Origin of the sequence: Xanthomonas sp. 3307 (assembly GCF_014199735.1) — a bacterium.
GTDB classification, from domain to species: Bacteria; Pseudomonadota; Gammaproteobacteria; order Xanthomonadales; family Xanthomonadaceae; genus Xanthomonas_A; species Xanthomonas_A rydalmerensis.
Map to the genome: position 1 here is coordinate 186,856 of NZ_JACHOG010000007.1, position 25,670 is coordinate 212,525.

Below are 25,670 nucleotides of genomic sequence, written 5' to 3' on the forward strand. Positions count from 1 at the left end.
CCGATCTGCGTCCGTTCGGTGGAATCGCGTCGGTGTTCTAGGGCGTACTGTCCAAAGTGATGTCCATCGCCGCAGTGACGCCGTCCTCGGGCACGATCCGCAATCGATAGGTGCCGCTCGTCGGGAGCGCCGGGAAGCTCAGGTCGCTGCTACCGGCGCTGGCGCTGAGCGATCTGTACGACTGTCCGTCAGGCCGATACAGCGCATAGGTCACCGACCGGCCGACCGGCGTGGTCGTCTGATTGGTCACCCGCAGCAAAACGCCCTGCCCGGCCGTGCCGCTGAAGGACAGTGTGGCGGTCTTGCCATGCCGGTCCAGCGCGATCGACTGCGGGACATCCCACGCCAAGGTGCCGACGACGGTGCTGGATACCGAGGCGGTCATAGCGAAACTCTGGTCTTCCGACGAAGGAACGACCACGACGCCGTAGCGTCCGGCTTGGGCGGCGTCGATGGAGAATCCGCAGCCGTAGGTACGGAAGCAATTCGTGTTGGAGAAAACCTTGCTGCCATCCGGACGATAGAACGTCGCGTAGACCCAAGCGAAGCCGTTGCCTGACAGTGCGATCTGATCGAGTCCGACATCGAGCTTTTGCCCGGCCTGCGCATCGAACCAAAAGAAAATGCCCGCGCCGGGCGGACCCGCAGCGAACGTGCGACTGCTGTCCACGGCCACTGACGTGCCGGTGGACAAGGCGACGGTGGTGTCGATCGTCTGCCCATACTGCGGATCGACCACCACGCTGTATTGGCCGGTCGTCGGCAGGCTGCCCAGGCCGATCGCAGTACCGGTACGCGTCGATCCGGACGTAAGCAGGGTGCCATTTGGCTGGTAGACGCTGTAATAGCTGGTGCCATCCGCGGGCGTGGTCGCCTGGTTCTGCACCAGCACAGCGAGTTTGTCGCCCGCCTGCCCTTGGAAGCTCAACCGGGCATTCTGCCCGCGTCTGGCGACGGAGACGGCCAGCGGCGTGTCGCGCTGCAGGTTCAAGGCGAGATCGCTGGAAAGCGTTACGTCGTACGTTGCTGCCTGCTCCTCCTCTTGAGTGATCAGTACTGCGTACTTGCCTGCAGCAAGGTTGATGAGATCGAAATCGCAGCCGCCGCGCTCCACGTCGCAGTATCCGCTCGCCAGCGTGCTGCCATCGGCCTTGTAGACGGATGCAACAACGCGCTGCCACCCTGAGCCCACGATCTGGATGCCGCTGGTGCCCAGTCCAAGGTTCTGCCCCTGACTAGCGATGAAGGAGAAGTGCTTGTATTGCGCCGGCAAGCGGGTCACCACATGCAACGGAGGGCCATCGATCGGCAGCGAGATCCCGGAGGAAAGGGTGATGTCCGATTCCAGCGGGCTTCCGGTCCGACTCTCGACCTGGATTGCATACTCGCCAGACGTCGGAATATTGATCAGATTGATCGCATCGCCAACCTTGATGGTCGCCGTCCTCCAGACAGCGCCATCTGGCCGCAACACGCGATACACCACATCGCGACCGGCGGGTAGCGTCGTCTGCGCCGCGATCAGCAGCATCAGCGACTCGCCTGCCTGCGCCTGGAAGCGCAGCCGCGCATTCTGCCCATACCGCGCCAGCGCCAGATGCAACGGCTGATCGCGGGTCAGCTGATCCAGCAATTCGGAAGAAAGCACAGCGCGGAACTGGATCGTCTGGCTCGTCGAGGCCGGTGTCGCCACCACGCTGTAGCGTCCCGCCAAGGTGTTCCTCAGCGGCAACGAACAGCCATCCTGGACGTAGCAGCTGCCGCTGTACAAGGTCGTACCGTTCGGACTGTAGACGGCGATATTGAAGTAATTGCCCGAACTCACCCCAATGTCGGTGATCCCCAGCCCCAGATTCTGGCCGGCCTGGGTATCGATGGAGAAATGCACGCCCTGCCCTGCCGGCGTCTGATAGCTGCCACCTGCGCCGTCCAGTTCGACATTGCCGTCCTGGCCCGTGGAGAGTTTCAAGCGGGCCGACCACAACGCGCCGCCCGCCGGATCGACGAACACCCGATAGCTTCCCGTCTCAGGGAGATTGGGCAGGGCCAGAATGACATTGCCGCTGGCCGTTACGTTCTTCCACAACGCGCCGTTCGGCCGATACACCGCATAGACCACGTCGCGGCCTGCAGGCCTGGTCACGACGTCGGCGGCGAGCAAGGCCAGGCTCTCGCCGGCGGTCCCGGTGAACGTCAGGCGCGCGTTCTGGGCGTAGCGCGAGATGTCCACGGAACTCGACGCATCTTTCTGCAGGAAGCCGGCGACCTCCGTGGATAGGGTCACCTTGAACGCGATGCTCTGGGAGCCCGATTGCGGACTCACGGTCACACCATAGTTGCCTGCGGCGAGATTCAGCAGATTGAATGCGCAGCCGCTGGAGGCATAGCACGTCGCGGTCGTGAGCGTGGAACCATTGGGGTTGGCGATCTTGACGCTGACGTAGGTTCCGTTGCTCAGGACGAGGTCACTGAGACCCAATCCCAGGTTCTGCAAGGCCGACGCGCTGAAGCTGAAGAAGGCGCTCTGACCAGCATTTGTCTTGTACTCGCCGCTGCTGCCATCCAGTTGCAACCCGCCCGCGCTCCCGGCCGTCACCAGCACCTTGGCGGAAACGGTCGCGCCATGGCGCGGATCCACGAACAACCGGTAAGTCCCGGCGACAGGCGTGTTCATCGTCAGGGTGCCCGAACCGGAGACCGCCATCGACGACAACGCCGTGCCATCGGGCCGGTACACGCGGTAGTAGACCGCGCCGTTCGCCGGCGTCGTGGTCTGCTCCGACACCTGCACCGCCAATGCCTCGCCGGCACCGGCCTGGAACGACAGCATGGCGTTCTGCCCGCGCCGGCCGATGCCGACCTGGCTGACCGCATCCCGCGTCAAGGCAAGCCCCAGGTCGGTAGACAGGGTCGCCTTGAAGCGCATCGTCTGCGTCGTCGTGGCAGGCGCGACCAGGACGCCGTAACGTCCCGCCGCCAGTTCCGGCAGATTCACATCGCATCCGTCGTTGGCCACCTCGCAGGCGGCGCCGGCCATCGGCGTGCCAGCGGGGCCATAGAGGGTGAGGTTGAGCGGGCCGCTTTCGTTGGACTGCAGCTCGCTGATGCCAAGCCCCAGGCTCTGCCCGGCGGTCGCGGAAAAGGTGAAGTACACGCTGTCGCCCGGCAGTTGCGTGGCGAATGCGCCGGTGGCGCCATCGATCCCGCCACCGCCACCGCTCGTGTCTCCGGTGCTGAGCCGCGTCTGCAACCGCACGGTTTCTCCGAAGCCGGGATCCACCAGCACCTGATAGGTGCCGCTGGTCCTGGCCGTCAGGTAGGTGGTGCCAGCCGCACGCACCGCCATCGACGCGACACTGGTGCCATCGGGCGCGTAAACGCGGTAGTACACATCGCGACCAGCCGGCACGGTGGTCTGCCCGGCCACGTGCAACGCGAAGGCATCGCCGGCCACGGCATCGAACGACAGACGCAGGTTCTGTCCTCGACGCGACGTTTCGGCCAGCACGTCCTGGTCTTTCGGCAATGCCTGCAACAGATCCGAGGACAGCAACAGATTCAGGCGCAGCGTGCGCGCACCGCTGGTGCCGGGCGTCAGCAGCACCTGATACACGCCGGTCCTGGGCGCGGCGATGTTGAGTGCGCAGCCGTTGTTGGCCTGATTGCAGTACTGATAGCCCAGATTGACGCCGTCGGCGTCGAAGACCTGCACCAAGGCGGTTCCCCAGCCGCTGCCGACCGGCGACTGCTCGGCCACCCCCAGCCCCAGCCGGCTCCCGGCCTGGGCCAGGAAGGTGTAGCGCTTCGATTGCGCGGCGACCGCGGTGGCAACGCCTGTTTCGGCGCCGTCCACTGCCAGGGCCCTGGACCGCTCCACGCTCATTTTCCAACTTGCCGTGGCCGTGCTCGGGGCGAACAGCAGCAGATAGGTGCCGCCGACCTTCAGCCGCGGCAGATGCAGGGTGGGCTGGTCGGCGTTCACCAGCCCGCTGGCGATCTGCACGTTGTCGGTGCCGAACACGCGGTAGTTCAGCGTGGTGGAGCCCAGCGCCTGAAACTGGGCACTGAGGTAGTCGCCAGCCATGCCGCTGACGAGGACCGCGGCGGACTTGCCCGCGGTCGCCATCGCGACATCGACGGCGGCGGCATCCACGGACAGCCGCGTCACTCCGGAAATATCAGCGGGCGACACACTGTTCGGCACCACCAGCACATCCTGGCTGCTCGTGGCGCTGCCGTAGGGCGTGGTCACGGTCACCGGCCCGCTGCCGCTCCTGTCCGGCACCGGAAAGACCAGGCGCGTGCCGGTGGCGCTCGACAGCACCGCGGTCTTGCGATCCAGCTTCGCCGTGGTCTGCCCGGCGACCGGCACCAGATTCTGTCCATCGACGGTGATCGCCGTACCGGCGCTGGCGATCAACGGCGATACGCCCGTAATGGCCGGCTGACGGAGGTTGGCATCGACCACGAACTGCTGCGCACTGCTCGCGCTCTGCCCGGACACGGTCACGGAGATCGGGCCGGTACTGGCATTGGCAGGCACGAGCACGGTCAACTCGCGCGCGCTGGCAGCCACCACCGTGGCCGCCTGTCCATTGAAGGCCACGCTGTTGGCGGACGCCGCGGTGGAAAACCCCTGCCCCTGGATCAGCACGCGATCGCCCGCCGCACCGCGCGCCGGACTGAAGCCCAGCACCGCCAGGGTTCCGCTGGAGACGCGTTCGACGGCGGTGATATTGCCCATCGTGTCGTAGCGATAGCGGGCACTTGCGCCGGCATCGTTGCTGACCGCGACCAGACGCCCCTGCGCGTCGTAGACGTAGGAGGTGGCGCCAGACGTGCAGGCCAGAAGGGTCAGCAGCAAGGCCGCCATCGTTCTGACCACGACGCGCCGCCAACCGCGCGCGGGCGCATGCGCTGCTTGCTTCAGCAAACCCACGACCGAGCCCATCCCTGCGCCGCGACGTTCCATGCTCTCATCCCTGAAGACTGGCCACGATGGCCGGCTGTCCGTATGCTGACCTTGCTTCGTGCATTCAGCGTGGATATAGATATCCGACAGCGGGGACAGGAGTCAACAGCGTCATGCCAAGGAACCGGCGTCATCACATCGTCATCTGCATGCGCCTGTGGTCGGCCGCCCTCGTCCTGGCGCTGACCGGGTGTGGTGGCGGCCGGCACGACACGGCGGCGGCGCGGATCGCGCTTGGCCAGGCGCTGTTCCACGACACGCGGCTCAGCGCGGACGGCAAGACCAGTTGCGCAAGCTGCCATCGCGCCGAGTTGGCCTATACCGACGGTGCCGCGGTGTCCACCGGGACGGGCGGCCAGCGCGGCACACGCAACGCGCCCAGCCTGCTCGACAGCCGCTTCATGACGCACTTTTTCTGGGATGGGCGCGCAGCGACGCTGGAGGACGCGGTCCTGCAGCCATTGACCAACCCGCGCGAGATGGGCCTGCCCGATCGGCAGGCCGTGCTGACCCACCTCGCCCGCGACCCGCGCTACGCCCCACTCTTGCATGCGGCCTCCGGCAAGGATGGCGGCGACATCCAGGTCGTGGCGGCCGCGCTCGCCGCCTACATCCGCGCGTTGCCAGCACCGCCGACGCGCTACGAGACCTCTCGGACGACGCATGGCGCGCAAGCCTCGCTGAGCGAGGACGAACGCGAGGGATTGGCGCTGTTTTCCGGCAAGGCCGGCTGCGTCGATTGCCACCGGCTGGACGGCACGCCTGCGACCACGAGCGATCAGCGCTTCCATCACGCCGGCATCGGTTTCAACCAGGTCGCCGGCAACGTCGCCGCCCTGCTCGACGTGCTGGAGCGGCAGAAACGCGAAGGCCGGAGCCTGGGCGATTCCATCCTCTCCGACGTTCGCGTGGCGGAACTGGGGCGCTTTGCGGTGACACGGGCGCCGCAGGATCTGGGCGCCTTCCGCACCCCGTCGTTACGGACGGTGGCCGATACCGCGCCCTACATGCACGACGGCAGCATCGCCGATCTGCCGTCCGCGGTGGAACACGAGGTCTACTATCGCAACCTCGCTCGCAATCGACCGATCAGCCTGACCGCCGAGGAGAAGCACAAGCTGGTGCTGTTCCTGCAGGCGCTGTCCGGTACAGGCGCCGCGCACCGCTAGGAGCCCGTGCGCGACGCGCTGTTCGCCGCCCCCATCACGTCCACGTCCTGCTGCGAGGCGAGCTTGCCATCGAGCGTCACCTCCAGCATGTAACGCCCCGGCGGCCAGCCGGCCGCGTTGTCGAAACGCAGCGACTGGACCTGATCGGAGCCGGTCATGGTGCGCTCCACCAGCCCGACCTGGCGACCATCGCGCAGGTCCAGCAAGCGCGCTTTCAGGACGTGTCCCTGGGCAGTGCCGCGCAGGGCGACATTGGCCAGGATCGGCGCATCGCTGGTCTGCGGCACGGGCCTGCCGTCGCGCATCGCGCCGATCCGGACCTCGACGACGTGCAGCGGTTGCGCCGCCGTGGCCGGATTCTGCTCCGGCGCCTGCCGCTGGCACGCCCCCAGGCTCAACAGCGCCGTCAGCACCATCCCACACACCATCCTTTTCGCGTTCATCATCCCTGTGTCCTCCCTGATCGGCGATTGCCATTGCGATGCACGCCGCAGGCCGCATCGTTCCTCGCGGACGCACGGGGGTGAACCGCCCCGTGCGCTTCGCTTCGCGTCAGCCCTGCAACCGCGCCAGCACCGCGCGCGTGACCGGATCGGCAACCTCGGTGGACTGGCCCTGCAGCGCCGGCAGCAGCTGGCTGGCCAGCTGCTTGCCCAGTTCGACGCCGAACTGGTCGAAGGCGTTGATGCCCCAGACCACCGACTGCACGTACACGCTGTGCTCGTACATGGCGATCAGCGCGCCCAGCGCCTGCGGGGTCAGCGCGTCGAGCAGGATCAGCGTGCTCGGGCGGCCGCCCGGGTAGTCGCGGGCCGGATCGTCGCTGCCCTGCCCGTTCGCCAGCGCCTCGGTCTGCGCCAGCAGGTTGGCCAGCAGCGCCTGGTGGTTGACGGTGTACGGGTCGTCGTTGCGGATGCAGCCGATGAAGTCGGCCGGCACGATGCTGGTGCCCTGGTGCAGCGCCTGGAAGAAGCTGTGCTGCACGTCGGTGCCGGCGCCGCCCCACCACACCGGCACGGTATCGGCCTCGACCGGGCTGCCGTCCAGCCGCACGCGCTTGCCCAGGCTTTCCATCACCAACTGCTGCAGGTAGGCCGGCAGCAGCGCCAGGCGCTGGTCGTAGGTCATCACCGCCTGCGTCGCGTAGCCGAGCAGGTTGCGGTTCCACAGCGTGGTCAGGCCGTGCAGCACGGCCACGTTGCGCTCCAGCGGCGCGTTCAGGGCGTGCGCGTCGAACTGCGCGGCGCCATCCAGCAACTGTTCGAAGGCGTCGGCGCCGATCGCCAGCGCGATCGGGAAGCCCACCGCCGACCACAGCGAGTAGCGGCCGCCGACCCAGTCCCACATCGGCAGCACGCGGCCGGCGGCGATGTCGAAGGCATTGGCGGCGCGTTCGGGATTGGCACTGACCGCGTACAGGCGCTCGCTGCCGCCCAGCCAGTCGCGCAGGATCTGGCCGTTGAGCAGGGTTTCCTGGGTGCCGAAGGTCTTGGAGATCAGCACGCCGGCGGTGCGCGCCGGGTCCAGCGTGGCCAGGGTGCGCTGCATCGCCGCGCCGTCCACGTTGGAGACGAAGTGCACGCGGAAGCGCGCGCCGGTGACCGGACGCAGCGCATCGGCGACCAGGCGCGGGCCCAGATCGGAGCCGCCGATGCCGACGCTGACGATGTCGGTGACCTCGGTCTGCGCCAATGCGTCGATCAGCCCGCGCATGCGCTGCTGCACCTCGCGCGCGCTGGCGTGGGCCTGGCTAGCCACCGGCGCGCCGGTGAGGTCGCCGCGCAGCGCGGTGTGCAACGCGGCGCGGCCCTCGGTGACGTTGACCGTCTCGCCGCGGAACAGGCACTGGAAGGCGCCGGCCAGGTCGTGGTCGGCGGCCAGCGCGAGCAGCGCGTCGAGCGCGGCACGGTCATACTTCTGCCGGGCGAAGTTGAAGTACAGCGGTCCGACCTGCAGCGCCAACGTCTCGGCACGGCCGGGTTCGGCCGCCAGCAGGTCGGGAAGGCGCGCCCCGCGCAGGCGCTGGGCGTGGGAATGCAGTGCGTCGAAACCGGTGGACTGTGTCATGCGGCCTGCTTTGGGATGCTGTGGTTGGTGTGGGTGATCTTGTTGTTGCCGTCCACGTAGACCAGGGTCGGCTGGAAGCGCGCGGCTTCCTCTTCGCTCATGCCGGCGAAGGCGGCGATGATGATCAGGTCGCCGACCTGCACGTGGCGCGCGGCGCCGCCGTTGAGCGAAATGATGCCGCTGCCCTCGTCGGCGCGGATCGCGTAGGTGCTGAACCGCGCACCATTGGTCACGTCCCAGATGTGCACCTGCTCGAACTCGCGGATGCCGGTCGCGTCCAGCAGCAGCCCGTCGATGGCGATCGAGCCCTCGTAGTTCAGCTCGGAATGGGTGACGGTGGCGCGGTGGATCTTGGTCTTCAACAGGCTCAGTTGCATGGCACGGGACTGCGGTCAGGAAAGACGCGCAGTTTAGCAGCCGAGGGGTTAGCTGGCGGTGGTGAGGCGCGGCCTCAAACCATCGTAGGAGCGGCTTCAGCCGCGACAGCCCCCGCGGGAAAGCCTGTCGCGGCTGAAGCCGCTCCTGCGACAACGACCCTAGGCCTGCCTTGCTCAGAATTCCAGGTTGTCGATCAGCCGGGTGCGGCCCAGGCGCGCGGCGATCAGCGCCACGCGCGGACCGCGGCCGTCCTGCGGCTCGCTCAGGTCGGGCGCGCGCAGCACGCTGTAGTCGACCTCGAAGCCGGCCGCCTGCAGCTGCGCGGTCGCCGCCGCCTCCACCTCCGCGCGCGGGCGCCCGGCCAGGTGGGCCTCGCGCATCGCCAGCAGGGTGCGATGGATGTGCGTGGCACGCGGCCGCTCCTCGGCCGACAGGTACTGGTTGCGCGAACTCATCGCCAGGCCGTCGGCCTCGCGCACGATGCCACCGCCGAGGATCTCGATCGGGAACGCCAGGTCGGCCACCATCTGCCGGATCACCGCCAGCTGCTGGTAGTCCTTCTTGCCGAACGCGGCCAGGTCCGGCTGCACCTGGTTGAACAGGCGCGCGACCACGGTGCACACGCCATCGAAATGGCCGGGCCGGCAAGCGCCTTCCAGCACCTCGCTGACGCCCGGGGTGTGCATGCGCAAGGCCAGTTCCACGCCCAGCGGATACATGCTCTCCACCGTCGGCAGCCACAGCACGTCGCAGCCGGCACCTTCCAGGCCGCTGGTGTCGGCTTCCGGGGTGCGCGGATAACGCGTGAAATCTTCGTTCGGACCGAACTGGGTCGGGTTGACGAACACGCTGGACACCACGCGGTCGGCGTATTGCCGCGCCAGCATCACCAGCGAGAAATGCCCGGCGTGCAGGTTGCCCATGGTCGGCACGAAGGCCACGCGCAGGCCCTGCCGCTTCCAGCCGGAAACGGTGGCGCGCAGCCGGGCCAGGTCGGTGATGGTCTCGATCATTTGGCGTAGGCGTGTTCGGCGTCGGGGAAGGTGCCGGCGCGCACCGCGTCGGCGTAGGCGCGCACCGCCCCGGCGATGGAACCGCCTTCGGCCAGGAAATCCTTGACGAAGCGCGGGCGGCGGTGGCCGCTGTCCAGGCCGAGGAAATCGTGCATCACCAGCACCTGGCCGTCGCAATCGGGGCCGGCGCCGATGCCGATGGTGGGGATTCCGATCTCGGCGGTGATCCGCGCGGCCAGCGGCGACGGCACGCATTCCAGCACCAGCAGCGCGGCGCCGGCCGCGGCGACCGCCTTGGCGTCGGCGAGCAGCTTGGCCGCGGCCGCCTCTTCGCGCCCCTGGATCTTGTAGCCGCCGAAGGTCAGCACCGACTGCGGGGTCAGGCCCAGGTGCGAGCACACCGGGATGTCGCGTTCGCTGAGGAAACGGATCACGTCCAGCTTGTGCCCGGCGCCCTCCAGCTTGACCATCTCCGCACCGGCCTGCAGCAGCCGGGTCGACGCATCCAGCGCGCGCTCGGGCGTGGCATCGGACTGGAACGGCAGGTCGGCCACCAGCAGCGCGCGTTGCAGCACCCGCGCCACCGCCGCGGTGTGGTAGACGATGTCGTCCACGGTCACCGGCAGGGTCGAGTCGTGGCCCTGCACCACCATGCCCAGCGAATCGCCGATCAGGATCAGGTCCACGCCATTGGCGTCGAACGCACGCGCGAAGCCGGCGTCGTAGGCGGTCAGCATCACCAGCTTCTGCTGGCGGCGCTTGGCCTCGGCCAGGGCGGGAACGGTCCAGGGCTTGCTGTCGGCGTGGCTGCTCATAAGCTCATGTGCTGCGGTAATGAGCCGAGCATTATCTACCGATTGGCACGATCCCGCCGGTTTCGATGCGGTCGCGGACGTCACGCACCGTTCCATGCCCCGGAACGATTGCCTCGGCGGCGATCTCGGCCAGCGGCAGCAGGACGAAGGCACGCTCGTGCAGGAACGGATGCGGCACCTGCAGCCCGGGCAGGTCGATCACCGCCTCGGCGTACAGCAGCAGGTCCAGGTCCAGGGTGCGCGGGCCCCAGCGTTCGCCGGGCAGGCGCTGGCGGCCGTGGCGGCTTTCCAGGTCCAGCAGCGCCTGCAGCAGTTCTGTCGCCGGCAGCGTGGTGGCCACCAGCGCCGCGGCGTTGATGAAGTCCGGCTGGTCCTCGCGGCCCCAGGCCGGGCTGCGGTACAGCTGCGAGGCGCGCAGCAGGCGGGTCTGCGGCAAGGTATCGAGCGCGGCCAGGGCCGCGCGCAGGGTCGCCGCGGCGTCGCCGAGGTTGCCGCCCAGGCCGATGCAGGCCTGGACCGGCGTCTCCACAACGGCGCTCACTCGAGGGGCGCGGTGGCGTCCGGACGGCGACGCCGGCGCCGGCGGCGCTTGGGGGTCTCTTCGCTGTCGGCAGGCGGCGCGAACGCCAGCTCGTCACCGGCGTAGTCCACGTCCGGATCGAAGCCGCGCGGCGGCGGCGCATAGCCGGGCTGCTGCTGCAGCTCGCGCCAGTAGGCGATGTCGGCCGCATGCTCGTCGGAGGCCGACTGGCGCACGATCAGGAAGTCGAACGCGGCGCGGAAGCGCGGATGCGACAGCGTGCGCACCACCCGCTTCTTCTGACGCGAGGTGAAGCGCGACTGCAGCAGCCAGATCTCCTGCATCGGCAGCGAGAAGCGCCGCGGCAGCGCCACGGTGCTCAGCTGGTGCAGGGTCACCCGGTCGGCGGCGCGGCGCTGCGCCTCCTCCATCTGCATGCCCTGTTTCTGCAGGGTCATCAGCGCGCGGCAGTAGGCCGGCCACAGCAACAGGGCGAACAGGAACGCCGGCGACACCGGCTCGTCGTTGGCGACGCGGGCATCGGTGTTGCGCAGGCCTTCGATCAGCATCCGCCGCAGCGCGCCGCTGCGGTTGGAACGCAGCGCCGCCGCACTCTCCGGGAACAGCGCGGCGAGCAGGCCGTGCCGCTCCAGGCCCTCGAAGCTGGCCACGCCGTGGCCGGACAGGAACAGCTTGAGCACTTCCTCGAACAGCCGTGCCGGCGCGGCCTCGGCCAGCAGCCCGGCCAGGCGCGGGATCGGCTCGGCGGTGCCGGCCTCGATCTCGAAGTCGAGCTTGGCCGCCAGGCGCACCGCGCGCAGCATGCGCACCGGGTCCTCGCGGTAGCGCTGCTCGGGATCGCCGATCAGCTTCATCAGCCGCGCCTGCACGTCCTCGAAGCCGCCGGTGTAGTCGCGCACCGAGAAGTCCTCGATCGCGTAGTACAGGGCGTTGCAGGTGAAGTCGCGGCGTACCGCGTCGTCCTCGATGCTGCCGTAGACGTTGTCGCGGACCAGGCGGCCGTTATCCACCTCGCGGTCGCCGCTGCCGTCGTCGACGTTGGCGCGGAACGTGGCGACCTCGATGATCTCGCGGCCGTAGACCACGTGCGCCAGGCGGAAGCGGCGGCCGATCAGGCGGCAGTTGCGGAACAACTGCTTGACCTGCTCGGGGGTGGCGTCAGTGGCGACGTCGAAGTCCTTGGGCTGCACCTGGACCAGCAGGTCGCGGACTGCGCCGCCGACCAGGTACGCGCCGAAGCCGGCCTCGCGCAGCCGGTACAGCACGCGCAGGGCGTTGGGGCTGATGTCCTTGCGCGAGATGGGGTGCTGATCGCGCGGGATCGCGCGCAGGGTGAATGGCGATGGAACTGGCGGATTGATGATGGCGCTTCCGTATCGGGTTGCGGGATTGCCGAAGGGCGGCGAGACCCATATACTAGCGCGCTGCAATCGACGCGACCAAACGCTCCCTTCGTCTAGTGGTTAGGACGTGGCCCTCTCAAGGCTAAAACAGGGGTTCGAGTCCCCTAGGGAGCGCCATCCTCGCCTCGCCTGCAGCGCGACACAGCAAAAACCCCGCCCTGGCGGGGTTTTTTGCGTTTCGGGGACCGGCAGCGGCCGGCAACGCCGCATCCTGGGAGGCCGGACGCCAAGCGCCATCGCCCCAGGCGGCTGCGCACGTCGGTCAGCGTTTCGAAGAACCCGAGGCCCGCGCGCTGGCCCAAGCGCTGGGCGCGATCGGGTCGACGCAGATCCGCATGCAGGCCACGGCCAGTCCGCCGCCCGGCTGGTCCGCGCCGAATCAGTGCGCAGGCTGCCCGGCCGCGATGGCGACCGGCGGCGACGCAGTCTCCGCCACCGCATCGTGCGCATGCAGGCTCTCCAGATGCCGCACCTGCACCTGCACCTCGGCATAGCGCGCGCCCAGCGCCTGCTGCAGGCGCCGCGCGGCGTCCTCCACGTACATCAGGTTCTCGCCGTTGCGGCGTGCGAACGCCTGTTCGTCGGCGCGGCGCACCGCCGCCTGCACCGGCGTGGCCAGGGCCTGCTCGGCCAGCGCGATCAGGGCCTCGGCGTCGAAGCGCACCGCGCGCGCCGACACGCCCACCCGTACCGAGGCCACGCTGCGCTGGCTGTGCGGGGTGGCATGGCTGCCGTGCCGGAGCAGCCAGTCCGCGACCGCTTCGCGCGACAGCGAGGCCTGGTCCAGGTGCTGCTGCACGAAGGCCTCGCTGAGCAGTTGCCGCGCCAGCGCCGCCGAACAGGGGCAGGTCGAGGAATACAGCAGCTCCACGCCCAGTCCCAGGCGAACCACGCCGCCGCGCAGTTCGGCGTCGATCCGCAGCGGATACGCCCTCCACCCCGCCAGCCCCGGGCTGCGCAGCGCCGGACGGCGCCGCAGCAGTTCCAGGCGCAGCGACACCCGTGCCGCGGTGGAGGCGCAGTCGGCATGGCTGTGCACCATCGCCCGCAGCAACTGCGACAGGCGCGACGGCGACAGCGGCTGCTCCGCGGCTTCGTCGAGCAGGCGGTACAGCCGCGACATATGGATGCCCTTGACCTGGGCCGACGGCAGGTCGACGGCGAGCGCGGCCTGCGCCGGCACTGCCGTCGCACTTCCGCCCTCGCCCGTCTCCAGGCAGATCGGCAGCGCGATGCCGTCCATGCCGACCCAGTTCAGGGGAGCGGCGATCTCCGAAGGTTCGTCGGCGGCGACATCGGGCAACGGCAAGGGTGTCTGCAGGTTCATCGGATCGACTGGAGCGGCAAGGGGCGAGGGAAAGGTAAGGAAGCCAGGCTTACAATTGTTATAAAATAACATATCCAGGCCACACCGAGAGGAGCGCTCATGGCCCACCTCAGCCGTTAGCGGTGCAGGCCCTTTCGTCGGGCCGGTGTGGGCTGCCGTGTCCGGCTGGGTCGCGTGGACCTCCTCGCGCGGCTTGCCCGTGCCCTCATCCGCCCCTGCGGGGCACCTTCCCCCGAGAAGGGGGCCATGGTCCCGAGGGGAGAAGGGAGAAGCCAAAGCCCCTCTCCCACCGGGAGAGGGGTTGGGGTGAGGGTACGGAGCGCGCAGCGCCCTCGCCGCTTTGCCAATGCCTTCAGCCGCTCGCTGCAGACGCATCGACCCGGACGCGGCACGCGCGCCGCGCGCGCCAGCCTCCGCCTCAGCCCTGCATCTGCTCCAGTTCCTTGCCCTTGGTCTCGTACACGTAGCGCAGCACGAAGAACACCGACAGGAACGCGGCCACGGTGTAGATGCCGTAGGCGCCGGCCAGGCCGATGCTGCCGAGCAGGACCGGGAAGGTCACGGTGATGGCGAAATTGGACATCCACTGCGCCGCGCCGGCCACCGCCAGGCCGGAACCGCGGATCTGGTTGGGGAACATCTCGCCCAGCATCACCCACATCACCGGGCCCCAAGACATGTTGAAGAAGACCACGTAGACGTTGGCGGCGATCAGCGCCAGCCGGCCCATGCCCGGCGACAGCGCCAGCTTGCCCGCCGCATCCAGCGAGGCGCTGGCGAAGGCGATGGTGACCAGCGCCAGCGACACCGCCATGCCGGCCGAACCGATCCACAGCAGCGGCTTGCGCCCGATCCGGTCGATCAGCACCACCGTGACCAGGCAGGCGCCGATGCTCAGCGCACCGGACAGCACGTTGATCAACAGCGCATCGCTCTCGGAGAAGCCCACCGCCTGCCACAGCACCGCGCCGTAATAGAACACCACGTTGATGCCGACCAGTTGCTGGAACGTGGCCAGGCCGATGCCGATCCACACGATCGGGCGGACCTTGCCGGTGACCTTGCTGACCAGGTCCGACAGGCGCGGCTTGTGCTGATCGGCCGACAGCGACCCGGAGATCTCGATCAGCTTGGTCTGCGCGGCGGCGGCACCGTACAGACGGGTCAGCACCGCCAGCGCCTGCTCGCGGCGGCCCTTCACCACCAGGAAGCGCGGGCTTTCCGGAATCGCCAGCAACAGCAGCAGGAACGCCGTGGACGGCAGCGCCTGCATCCAGAACATCCAGCGCCAGGCCGGCTGGCCCAGCCACAGCGCCTCCGTGGACGCACCAGCGGCCTTGGCCAGCAGGTAGTTGCTGAGGAAGGCGCAGAACAGGCCGCCGATGATGGCGATCTGCTGCACCGTGGCCAGGCGCCCGCGGTAGCGCGCCGAGGCGACCTCGGCGATGTAGGCCGGCGACATCACGCTGGCCGCGCCCACCGCGAAGCCGCCCATCATCCGCGCCAGCACGAACACCGCCGAGTTGTGCGCCGCGCCGGCGCCCAGCGCCGACACCAGGAACAGCGCCGCCGACACGATCAGCACCGTGCGCCGGCCCCAGCGGTCGGCCAGCGAGCCGGCCAGGAACGCGCCGACCGCACAGCCCAGCAACATCGAGGCGACCTCGAAGCCGGTGCCGGCGGAACTGGACTGGAAGGCCGCCTTGAGGCCGTCGACGGTGCCGTTGATGACGCCGCTGTCGAAGCCGAACAGGAAGCCGCCGATGGTGGCGACGCAGCTGATCAGGATGATGAGGCGGGTGTTCTCGCCGGCGTCGGCGTGGCGATCGATCGGAACACTGGACATGGATTCACCTGGTGGCGTGCAAGAGGAAGACGGCCGGCGCGCGGAAGCAGCATGCGCGACGGCGGCACCGGGCCGCCGCCGCGCACCGGTTCAGCGCAGCAGGTACTGGTTGATCAGGTTCTCGTAGGCTTCCTGGCGGCCGCTGCGCTGGGTCGGCTCGCCGGCCTGCGCGGCGTGCGCGGCCAGGTCGGCCAGCGTGCTCTTGCCGGCGGCGAAGGCCGCGCCGGCGCCGCTGTCGAAGCTGGCGTAGCGCTCGCGGCGCCACTGTTCCAGCGGCGAGGCGGTCAGCAGCGCATGGGCGACTTCCAGGCCGCGCGCGAACGCGTCCATGCCGCCGATGTGGGCGATGAACAGGTCCTGCGGATCGGACGACTCGCGGCGCACCTTGGCGTCGAAGTTGAGCCCGCCCGGGGCCAGCCCGCCCTGCCGCAGCACCACCAGCATCGCCCCCACCGTGTCGTACAGGTCGATTGGGAACTGGTCGGTGTCCCAGCCGTTCTGCGGATTGCCGCGGTTGGCGTCGATGCTGCCGAGCAGGCCGGCGTCGCTGGCCACCTGCAGGTCGTGCTCGAAGCTGTGCCCGGACAGCGTGGCGTGGTTGGCCTCGATGTTGAGCTTGAAGTCCTGGTCCAGGCCGTACTGGCGCAGGAAGCCGACCACGGTGGCGCTGTCGAAGTCGTACTGGTGCTTCATCGGCTCCATCGGCTTGGGCTCGATCAGGAAATTGCCCTTGAAGCCGATGCTGCGCCCGTAGTCGCGTGCCAGGGTCAGGAACCGCGCCAGGTGCTCCTGCTCGCGCCGCATCTGCGTGTTGTGCAGGCAGGCGTAGCCTTCGCGGCCGCCCCAGAAGACGTAGTTCTCGCCGCCCAGCTCCACGGTCGCCTCCAGCGCGGCCTTGACCTGCACCGCCGCACGCGCGACCACGTCGAAGTCCGGGTTGGTCGCCGCACCGTTCATATAGCGCGGGTGCGAGAACAGGTTGGCGGTGCCCCACAGCAGCTTGACCCCGGTCTCGGCCTGGCGCTGCCTGGCGATACCGACCATGTGCTTGAGGTTTTTTTCATACTGGCCCACGTCCTCGGCGTCCGGCGCCAGGTCGACGTCGTGGAAGCAGTAGTACGGCACACCGAGCTTGGTGAAGAACTCGAATGCCGCATCGGCCTTGGCCTCGGCCCGGCCCAGCGCATCGCTGCCGGCATCCCAGGGATAGGCGCGCGTGCCCGGGCCGAACGGATCGGCGCCGTTGCCGCAGAAGCTGTGCCAGTAGGCCACGGCGAAGCGCAGGTGCTCGGCCATTGTCTTGTCGCCGATCTTCTTGTCGGCGTCGTAGACCTTGAACGCCAGCGGGTTGTCCGAAGCCTTGCCTTCGAACGGGATGCGGCCGATGCCCGGGAAGTACGCCTTGGCGCCGGTGTAGACGGAAGTGCTCATCACGAAGTCCTGGTGCGTTGCGGGGGAAGGGAAATCACGCGGCGTACAGCGGGCCGATGGCCTGCAGATGCCGCTGGAAGGTCTGGTAGTGCGCTTGATACTGCGCGCCGCGCTGCGCATCCGGCTGCGCGGACCGCGAGGCGTCGTCCTGCTGGTGCTGCAGCACCACCTCGGCCAGGCTGGCGCGCTCGCCCTGCGCCCAGCCATCGGCCCACAGCGCCTGCAGCGCGGCGCCGAACGCCGCGCCCTCCGCCTGCGCCGGCACGTGCACCGGCAGCCCGAACAGGTCGGCGATGAGCTGGCGCCAGCCGGCGCTGTTGCTGCCGCCGCCGGTCAGAGAGATCGCATCGAAGTGCAGCCCGGCATCGACGAAGGCATCGAAGCCGTTGCGCAGGCTGTAGCTGGCGCCCTCCATCGCCGCGCGATAGAAATGCGCCGGCGTGCTGTTGTGCAGATCCATGCCGGTCAGGCAACCGCGCGCGGCCGGCAGGTTCGGGGTGCGTTCGCCGTTGAAGAACGGCAGCAGCACCAGTCCGTCGGCACCGGGCGCGGTGGCGGCGAGCAAGGCCTCGCCCTGCCCGGTCTTGATGCCGAACAGGCGCGCGATGGTCTCGGTGGCGACGGTGCAGTTCATGGTGCAGATCAGCGGCAGCCAGCCGCCGCTGGAGGAGCAGAACGCGGCCCAGCGCGCGTCGGGGTCCACCACCGGGCGCTCGGCATAGGCGAACAGCGTGCCCGAGGTGCCCAGGCTCATGCTCAGGCGTCCGGGCACCACATTGCCGGTGCCGATCGCCGCCATCATGTTGTCGCCGCCGCCGGTGGCCACCCGCACCTCGCGCGGCAGGCCCAGCGTCTGCGCCGCGGCGGCAGACAGGACGAAACTGGTCTCGGTCGGCACCAGCGGCGGCAGCGCCGCGGCCAGGTCGCGCTGCGGATCGATGGCCTGCAGCAGCGGTGCCGACCACTGCCGCGTGCGCACGTCCAGCCAGCCGCTGCCGGAGGCGTCGCCGACCTCGGCGTAGCGCTCGCCGGTCAGCCAGAAATTGATGTAGTCGTGCGGCAGCAGCACCGAGGTCATCGCCGCGTAGGCGTCGGGGCGATGCTTGCGCGTCCACGGCAGCTTGGAGGCGGTGTAGCCGGCCAGGATCGGGTTGCCGGCCAGTTCCACGCAGCGCTGCGCGCCGCCGACCGCGTCCATGATCTCCTCACACTCGCGCTGGGTGCTGGTGTCGCACCACAGCTTCACCGGCGCGGTGACCTGGCCCTGCGCGTCCAGCGGCACGAAGCCGTGCTGCTGCCCGGACACCCCGATGGCCCGCACCTGCGCCCGCTGTTCGGCGCTCAGCGCGGCGAAGCAGGCGACGATGCCGTCGATCCACCACTGCGCCTGCTGCTCGCGGGTGCCGTCGTCGCGGCTGATCAGTTCCAGCGCGTGGCCGTGCGTGGCCACCACCTGCCGGCTGTCGGCATCGTAGGCGAGCAGCTTGACGCTCTGCGTCCCCACGTCCAGGCCGATGTACAGACTCATTGCCGCACCCGCCACGTCTTGCGCACCGCCAATTCCATCGTCGCTCCAGAAGAAAGGTCGGCGCACGCGGATGGCGCGCCAGGGGCAGAGTGTAGTGCGCGAGGCGCCTGTGGTTCCGTCGCGCATGATGCCGGCCACCATCGCGTCAGGCCAGCGCGATGCGTGCTGCACTGCAAGATCGCGGCGGATGGGGTTGGGATGCAGTCAGGTCTGGGAGACGACGGGACACGTCTCCCTTCTTCCACCGGGAGAAGGTGCCCCGCAGGGGCGGATGAGGGTACGGGCGTAGCCAGCGTCAGGTAACGACTTGCGCTGGTTGTTGGCACCAGGGCTTCGCTCCGTACCCTCACCCCAACCCCTCTCCCGAGGAGAGAGGGGCTAGAACGCGCCGCGGCTATTTCCTTGCCATCGCCAGGACGACGCCTTTGCGTTGGAGCATGCGCTTCGCTGCATCGCGACCCACGCCGTACGCCACGACCGCCGGCATGCGGCAATCGGCCTTGGCAATCCCTCGTGTGTCGCCCCAGGCTCATCCGGCCTGCGCCGCGACGGCATGGCCGGTGCCGCTGCGCGACACTTCAAGGGGCTGGCCGCTGTACTCCACGCTCGCGTCGGCCTTGGGTTCGAGCGCACCGGCATCCGCGCGCGGACCATCGACGAAGCGCACATGGATGCTGCGCCGTGCCTGCATGCCCGGCCAGCGGCCCTCGCGCGCGCCGATGCGCAGCACGCCGCTGGCCTGATCCCACTGCAACGGGATGCGGCTGAACTCGCCCTTCTCGTAGCCATAGCCGGTGCCATCGTCCTCGTACAGCGAGAAGCGGCCGTCGGCGCCGGTGTAGACCACCACGGTCAGCGGCGCATCCGGGACCTGGTCGACGTACTGCTGCACGGGGGTCATCGGCACGATGGCGCCGGCGCGCACGAACAGCGGCATGCGCTGCAGCGGCGCGGCGGCGTCGATGGTCTGGCCGCCGGTGTGGCGCGCGCCGCTGTTGAAGTCGATCCAGTCGGTGCCCGCCGGCAGGTAGACCTTGCGCGAGGTCGCGCCGAAGCGGGTCACCGGCGCGACCAGGAACGCCGGCCCGAACAGGTATTCGTCGTCGATGTCGGCGACGTTGGGGTCGTGCGGGAAGTCCATCGGCAGGCCGCGCATCATCACCCCGTCGTGGTGGTAGGTGTCGCCGGCGAGCGTGTAGATGTACGGCAGCAGCGCGTAGCGCAGGCGGCTGTAGTAGGCCATGCTGGCGTAGTACGGCGTGCCTTCCGGCGCGATGTTCCAGATCTCGCGGTACGGGAACTGGCCGTGCGAGCGGAACAGCGGCACGAAGGCGCCGAACTGGAACCAGCGCGTGTTGAGCTCGCGCCACTCGGGCAGATGCGCCGGATCCTGGCGTTCGTAACGCTTCTCCACGGCGAAGCCGCCGATGTCGAAGGTCCAGTTCGGCAGGCCCGACATCGACACGTTGACGCCGGCGGAGATCTGCTCGCGCATGTCCTCCCAGCGCGAGGCGATGTCGCCGCTCCACACCGCCACGGCGTTGCGCTGGATGCCGGCGTAGCCCTTGCGCGACAGGATGAACACGCGCTTGCCATCGGCGGCGCGATCGCCGGCGTAGACGCCGTGGGTGTGCGGCAACGGATAGGAATTGAAGAACTCGGTGGACGGCCCCAGCGCGGTCGGCGTGGTGCGCGCCTTGCGCTCGGCGATATCCAGGTTCGAGTGCACGTCGGGTTCGTCGGCGTCCAGCCACCAGGCGTCGATGCCCTTGCGGTTGAGCTTTTCGTCGATCTGCCGCCAGTAGATCGCCTGTGCGTCGGCCGCGTACGGGTCGTAGAAGGCGTTGGTGTAGCCCTTGCCGATCCAGTCCAGTTCGCCCACGGCGACGTTGCGCCGGTAGATGTGCCCGGCCGCGTCCAGTTCCTTGTAGTGGGCGGTGGCCGGGTAGAACTTCGGCCAGACCGAGATCATCAGCTGCGCGTGACTGGCGTGCACCGTTTTGACCATGCCGTCCGGGTCTGGAAAACGGCTGCGGTCGAAGTCGTGCGAGCCCCAGGCGTTCTCCGGCCAGTACGACCAGTCGAGCACGATGTTGTCGATCGGCAACTGGCGCCGGCGGTATTCGGCCAGCGCGCCGAGCAATTCGTCCTGGGTCTTGTAGCGCTCGCGGCTCTGCCAGAAGCCGTAGGCCCACTTCGGCAGCAACACCGCCTTGCCGGTCAGTTGCCGGTAGCCGGCGATGACCTGGTCGGCGTTGTCGCCGGCAACCACGTAGTAGTCGATCATCTGCCCCGCTTCGGACCACAGCGACAGGTCGCCGGCCTCGGCCGCCGGGAGCGGGTCGCGATGCAGCAGCGCGATGTAGCTGGGGTCGATCAGGTCCCACTCGACCTTCAGGGTATGCCGCTGGCCGGGCTGCAGCTGCAACGCGAACTCGTGGTGCCAGGGGTTCCAGTTCTGTCGCCAGCGGTCGACGAGCAGCTTGCCGTCGACCCATAGCCGGGCGTATTCGCTGGCATACAGCGAGAAAGTGTGCGTGCCGCCGCGCTCGGCCTCGATCTGGCCTTCCCAGCGCACCTGGACGCGGCGCTTGTCGCCGGGCTTGGCCGCGGCGGGAAACTTGGCCAGGTCCTTGATGTACTGGTAGTCGATATCGGACTCGCGGCGCTCCAGCACCGGCTTGCCGTCGATCGCGTAGTGCGCGGTGAGCGCGCCGGGCTTGCCTTGCGCGTCGTACAGGCGCAGCGATGCCGGCAGCGGCTGCAGCCCGCGCGGATCGCCGAAGCGGGTGATCGCATTGTTGTCCCAGAGGATGCCGTAGTTGCGGCTGGAGACCAGGAACGGCATCGCCATGTCGAGATTGCTCTGCAGCAGTTCGATGTCGTGGCCCTTCTGGTTCATCCAGCCCTGCTGGTGCTGCCCGAACCCGTAGAAGGCCTCGTCGCGCGGCGAGACGAAGCGCTGGCGCACGCTCAGGTAGCTGCGCCCTTCGACCTGCAACGGCGCGAAGCTGCGCCCGCCCGACACTTCCGCCAGCAAGGGCGTGCCCTGCGCATCGACGAAGCCGACATGGCCGTCGACGGTGGACACCTGCGCGCTCAGCTTGGCAGTCTTGAGTTGCACCGTCTCGCCGTGTTGCTCCAGCGTAAAGCCGGTGTCGCCCTGCACCGGCACCCGCATCAGGCTGGGCGTACGCTGGAACGCGCCGGTCGGATCGGCACTGACCCGGACGATGCCGCGGTCGATCACCTGCAGCCGCACCGGCGCCGCGCCCTTGGCGCTGGGATGCACGGTGACGCCATCGGCATCGCGGGTCACCTGCTGCGCAGCGGCGGACGCGGTGACAAGCGATAGCGACAGCAGCAACAGGCGTGGCAACGATGGCGGCAGGTGACGGTTCGCGTTGTGCATGTTCACTCCCTTGGATGGTCACGCAGCACGGCGCCACGGGCGCCGCCGCGTCGTCAGTAGGTCGCCAGCGTGACGCGCAGCAACTGCGGCACGTCGGAGAAGTTGAGCCCGTAATCGGTCTGGTCGCCGTTCCAGTTGCTCCGGAACCGCCAGTGTTCGCCCTCGTAGACGCCCTCCTCGACCCGGTCGTAGAGCAGGTTGGCGGTCGCCGCGCTGGCCGGATGCAGGGTCACCCGCGCGTGCTGGGCGGTGATCAGGAAAGTGTCCGGCCCGAGTTCGGCGATCAGCGCCGCGCCGATCGGCGTGGGATTGCCGGGCGGCGTGCCCTGGAACCAGAACTGCGGCACGCCGTAGGTGATGGTGGCACTCCAGCGGGCATTGAGCGGCAGTTCCTGTACCGCCTGGCCTGGCGCCTCGGCGGTGCCGTGCAGCTTGCCCGCAGCCGCGGCTCGAGCAAACACGCGCATGCCCATGCCCACGGCGCGGTAGCCCATCGCGAACGGCGCCAGCGCCTGCGCGTCCACGCGTTTGGCACCGAGCGGATAGTTGGAGTAGCCGCTGTAGTCGATGCCGAAGGTCGACCAGCCGATGCCGTCGTGGCCCAGCGCCGCATACAGATAACGCGCGTACTCGGGGCGGTTGCCGGTCTCGGCGACGAACAGCGCGTTGTCCGTCCGCGCATAGCGCTGCAGCACCGTGGTGTACAGCGGGTACTCCGGCATGTAGATGTCCGGCGCCAGCAGATCGATGTGCGGCGCCGCCGCCTTCCACACGTCCAGCACGTTGTCGGTGGGACCCCCGCTGGCGTACTGCCCGGGCTGGCCGGGATTGAATGGGCCGCGCAACGCCGCGTTGACGTAGATCGGCAAGGGATATGCGGCCTTGCCGGCCTCGGCGACGCGGTCGATGAAGCGGGCGATGTGCCAGGCGTGGAAGATCTCGTCGGCATCGGCACCGAACACCTGTGCCCAGCTGCCCGGCGGCTTGCCGAGCCGCTGCAGCAAGTCAGGCGGTACCGGACCCTCGAACACGCGTTGCGCCATCGGCGAGAAGTCGCGCGCGCTGCCATAGGTGCCCGGCTCGTTCTCCGCCTGCACCATGATCACGGTGCGCTGCGGATCGGCCTGGCGCAGATGCCGCATGAAAGCGACGAAGGCCTTGCGGTCGGCCTCCAGCGTGGCCGCCGCCAGCGGCGACAGCGAGCCAAGACGACGCCCGTCGCGCGCGACCACGCGCGGAAAACGCGCATCGTCGGTCTTGACCCAGTGCGGCGCGTAGTTGGGGCCGTTGTTCTTCCAGGTGCCGAACCACAGCAGCACCAGGCGCACCCGCTGCGTGCGCGCCTGCGCCAGCAGCGTGTCGACGAAGGAGAAATCGAAACGGCCCTCTTCCGGCTCCACCTGTTCCCAGGCGATCGGCACCTGCACGGTGTTCGGCCCCAGCGCGCGGATCGCCGGCCACACCTGCGCCAGCGCCGCAGGATAGTTGCTGGAATTGTTGACCTGCGCGCCGAGGATCAGGAATGGCGCGCCGTCGACCAGCAGCGCATGACGGCCGTCGCTGCTGACCAGGCGCGGGATCGGTACCTGTGCCGGCGCCGATGGCGCAGTGGCGGCGGCCGCAGCGCGCGCATGGGCCGGCGGTGCATCCGGCGCGGCCTGGCAGGCGGCCAGCAGCAACGACAGCAGGCACTGCAGCCCCCATCCGCAGCGCGCGGCGCGAAGCCGCGATCCGGTGCCTCCCACGTGGCGCGTGCCCTGCCTCACCAGCTGTCGGTGCGGAACGGGCCCACCGGCAACTGCTCGCGGTTGACCAGGTTGGCGTCCTCGGGGTTCTCGCTCCAGGCGTAGCGCAGCGCCTGCGGCTGCGGCACCTCGTCGCTGTGGACCACGATCTGGTCGCCCTCGATGCGCGCCTGCGCCGGGTGGAAGCGGCGATCGGCACCGGCCAGGGCGAAGCCGCGTACCACGTTGCCGCCGCCGCGCACCGCCAACGCACTGCCCATCAGGTCGAACATCACCCGCGCCTGGCCGTCGGCGAACGTGGCGCGCGCGAACACCGGCGCGCTGTAGACCAGCGTTTCGCCGTAGGCCACATGCCGCGCCACCAGCGCCAGGCGATGCCCCACGTCCTGCTTGTTGGTGGGATGGATGTTGTCCGGCATGCCGATGTCGATGGTCACCGCCTGTCCGGTCGCCGGCAGCGCCAGCGTCCTGGTCTGCGATTCGCGCAGTTGCGCCCACGGGCTCAGGTCGCCCTGGTCGTTGCCGGCCTTCCAGTTGGCCAGTTGCACCCACAGGAACGGCAGTTGCGGTTGTGCGCGTTCCTGCCGCCAGCGCCCGATCAGCGACGCGAACTGCTCGCGGTAGCGCAGCGCGCCGACCGGGTAGGCGTTGCTCTCGCCCTGGTACCAGATCACGCCCTTGACCGGAAACGGCTGCAGGGGATGGATCATCGCGTTGTACAGCAGGGTCGGGACCTGGTTCTTGTCGTCGTTGGCGGCCAGCGTGACCTTGCCGGGACGGAACTGCCAGTCGCCGGCGAGCGAGCGCGGCTGGCCACCGTCGGGCTGCACGAAGAACGCCGCCGCATCGCCGGGAATGCCGCCGAAGCCGCCGGTGTCCAGGATCCGGATGGCGATGTGGTTGACGCCAGCGCGCAGCGCCGTCGGCGGCACGCGGTAACGGCGTGGCTCGGTGTAGCGCCCTTCGGTGTGGCCGACCTCGACGCCGTTGACGTAGGTGGTGTCGGCATCGTCGGCCGGCCCGATGCCCACGACCGCGCCGGTCTTGGCCTCGGCCGCGCTCAGGGTAAAGGTGGTGCGATACCAGGCGACGCCGTCCATGCCGACGTAGCCGTGCTGCTCCCACAGCCCCGGCAGCGGCTGACGGTCCCAGTCGCGATCGTCCAGGTCGGCCGCCGCCCAGCCCGCGTCCGCCTGCGCGCCCGTCGGCTGCGGCCAGCGCGCCAGGCGCCGCCTGGTCTCGCCAAGCTCCTTGGCGTCCTTGACCTGCATCTGCGCGATGCGCGTGCGCACCTGCGCCGCGTCCACGCCGGGCGAGGCCGCGTCCATCCAGGCCTCGATCGCGCTGCCCTGCCAAGTGCTGTCGATGATGCCGATCGGCACCCCGGTGTGCTGGCGCAGGTCGCGCGCGAAGAAATACGCCACCGCCGAGAACGCGCCCGCGGTGGCCGGTGTGGCCGCGACCCAGTTGCCGCCGGGCAGCCGCGGCTGCGGCTGCGCCGCCCAGGCCTTGGGCACCTTGAAGTTGCGCAGTTGCGGATCCGTCGCCGCCGCCACTTCGCGCGCGCCATCGCGCGCCTGCGCCAGCGGCCACTCCATGTTGGACTGGCCGCTGGCCAGCCACACGTCGCCGATCAACACGTCGGCGATGCGGCGCTGGCTGCCGTCGCCCTGCACCTGCAGCACGTACGGGCCACCGGCCGCATGTGCCGGCAACTGCAGCTGCCAGCGGCCATCGGCGCCGGCGACCGCACTGGCGCTGGCGCCGTCCAGGCGCGCCTGGATGCGTGCGCCGGGCGTGGCCCAGCCCCACATGGGGATCGGCGCATCGCGTTGCAGTACCGCGCCGTCGTCGAACAGCAAGGGCAACTGCAGCTCCGCCGCCGCCGGCCATGACGCGAGCGCCAGGGCCAGCAGCGCCAGGCGGCGAACGGTGGGGAACAAGGGTGCGGCCATGAGCGGGTCCTACATGGGGGAAAAGCCGGCAGCGACCGCCCGCCTCGCCGCAGGCGGTCCGCGTGCCG

16 protein-coding genes and 1 tRNA gene are annotated in these 25,670 nt (G+C 69.2%); 2 read left to right on the forward strand and 15 right to left on the reverse strand.

The features are described 5' to 3' along the window. Positions 1-37 precede the first annotated feature (37 nt). Complete coding sequence (locus GGR64_RS16615) at positions 38-4,972, reverse strand: IPT/TIG domain-containing protein (RefSeq protein WP_184647192.1); 4,935 nt, start codon at positions 4,970-4,972, stop codon at positions 38-40. A 149-nt stretch (positions 4,973-5,121) separates the two neighbouring features. Between GGR64_RS16615 and GGR64_RS16620 the strand changes: the two genes are divergently transcribed. Then, positions 5,122-6,141, forward strand: a complete 1,020-nt coding sequence (locus tag GGR64_RS16620) for a cytochrome c peroxidase (RefSeq protein ID WP_184647194.1) — start codon at positions 5,122-5,124, stop codon at positions 6,139-6,141. Here the strand turns inward: GGR64_RS16620 and GGR64_RS16625 are convergent. The 7 genes from GGR64_RS16625 to pcnB all read right to left on the reverse strand — a co-directional run bounded on the left by GGR64_RS16625 (position 6,138) and on the right by pcnB (position 12,370). Continuing rightward, on the reverse strand, positions 6,138-6,587 hold the full coding sequence (locus tag GGR64_RS16625; RefSeq protein WP_184647196.1) for a hypothetical protein: 450 nt from the start codon (positions 6,585-6,587) through the stop codon (positions 6,138-6,140). The two genes, GGR64_RS16620 and GGR64_RS16625, sit on opposite strands and share 4 nt — an antisense overlap. A gap of 106 nt (positions 6,588-6,693) precedes the next feature. Then, the gene (pgi, locus tag GGR64_RS16630; protein WP_184647198.1) at positions 6,694-8,208 is read right to left on the reverse strand and encodes a glucose-6-phosphate isomerase; all 1,515 of its coding nucleotides are present in this window, start codon (positions 8,206-8,208) and stop codon (positions 6,694-6,696) included. Then, a complete protein-coding gene (gene panD / locus GGR64_RS16635) occupies positions 8,205-8,585 on the reverse strand; it encodes an aspartate 1-decarboxylase (RefSeq protein ID WP_019798646.1) in 381 nt (126 codons plus the stop codon). The genes pgi and panD overlap by 4 nt, the downstream gene beginning before the upstream one ends. A gap of 174 nt (positions 8,586-8,759) precedes the next feature. Further along, positions 8,760-9,599: a pantoate--beta-alanine ligase gene (panC, locus tag GGR64_RS16640; RefSeq protein ID WP_160968955.1), complete on the reverse strand. Its 840-nt coding sequence runs from the start codon at positions 9,597-9,599 to the stop codon at positions 8,760-8,762. Next, positions 9,596-10,414, reverse strand: a complete 819-nt coding sequence (panB, locus tag GGR64_RS16645; RefSeq protein WP_160968953.1) for a 3-methyl-2-oxobutanoate hydroxymethyltransferase — start codon at positions 10,412-10,414, stop codon at positions 9,596-9,598. Before panB ends, panC begins: the two co-directional genes overlap by 4 nt. A gap of 31 nt (positions 10,415-10,445) precedes the next feature. Further along, the gene (folK, locus tag GGR64_RS16650) at positions 10,446-10,955 is read right to left on the reverse strand and encodes a 2-amino-4-hydroxy-6-hydroxymethyldihydropteridine diphosphokinase (protein ID WP_326520357.1); all 510 of its coding nucleotides are present in this window, start codon (positions 10,953-10,955) and stop codon (positions 10,446-10,448) included. After that, on the reverse strand, positions 10,952-12,370 hold the full coding sequence (pcnB, locus tag GGR64_RS16655) for a polynucleotide adenylyltransferase PcnB (RefSeq protein WP_160969037.1): 1,419 nt from the start codon (positions 12,368-12,370) through the stop codon (positions 10,952-10,954). Before pcnB ends, folK begins: the two co-directional genes overlap by 4 nt. Before the next feature lie 30 nt (positions 12,371-12,400). Here pcnB and GGR64_RS16660 point away from each other — a divergent pair. Then, a tRNA-Glu gene (locus tag GGR64_RS16660) sits at positions 12,401-12,475 on the forward strand. Between the two features lie 262 nt (positions 12,476-12,737). Here the strand turns inward: GGR64_RS16660 and folE2 are convergent. From folE2 to GGR64_RS16695, 7 genes are all read right to left on the reverse strand, one after another. After that, entirely contained in the window at positions 12,738-13,685 is a 948-nt protein-coding gene (folE2, locus tag GGR64_RS16665) for a GTP cyclohydrolase FolE2 (RefSeq protein WP_160968949.1), read from the reverse strand. Positions 13,686-14,103: 418 nt separating this feature from the next. Continuing rightward, the gene (locus GGR64_RS16670) at positions 14,104-15,531 is read right to left on the reverse strand and encodes a sugar porter family MFS transporter (protein ID WP_160968947.1); all 1,428 of its coding nucleotides are present in this window, start codon (positions 15,529-15,531) and stop codon (positions 14,104-14,106) included. Between the two features lie 90 nt (positions 15,532-15,621). Then, positions 15,622-16,962 carry a xylose isomerase gene (gene xylA, locus GGR64_RS16675; protein ID WP_184647200.1) on the reverse strand — a complete coding sequence of 447 codons (1,341 nt, stop codon included), beginning with the start codon at positions 16,960-16,962 and terminating at the stop codon, positions 15,622-15,624. 34 nt (positions 16,963-16,996) lie between these two features. Then, positions 16,997-18,490: a xylulokinase gene (xylB, locus tag GGR64_RS16680; protein ID WP_184647202.1), complete on the reverse strand. Its 1,494-nt coding sequence runs from the start codon at positions 18,488-18,490 to the stop codon at positions 16,997-16,999. A 529-nt stretch (positions 18,491-19,019) separates the two neighbouring features. Then, positions 19,020-21,902: a TIM-barrel domain-containing protein gene (locus GGR64_RS16685; protein WP_184647204.1), complete on the reverse strand. Its 2,883-nt coding sequence runs from the start codon at positions 21,900-21,902 to the stop codon at positions 19,020-19,022. Between the two features lie 53 nt (positions 21,903-21,955). Next, on the reverse strand, positions 21,956-23,575 hold the full coding sequence (locus GGR64_RS16690) for a DUF5597 domain-containing protein (RefSeq protein ID WP_260303067.1): 1,620 nt from the start codon (positions 23,573-23,575) through the stop codon (positions 21,956-21,958). Positions 23,576-23,664: 89 nt separating this feature from the next. Then, entirely contained in the window at positions 23,665-25,602 is a 1,938-nt protein-coding gene (locus tag GGR64_RS16695; protein WP_184647206.1) for a sialate O-acetylesterase, read from the reverse strand. Positions 25,603-25,670: the final 68 nt, after the last annotated feature.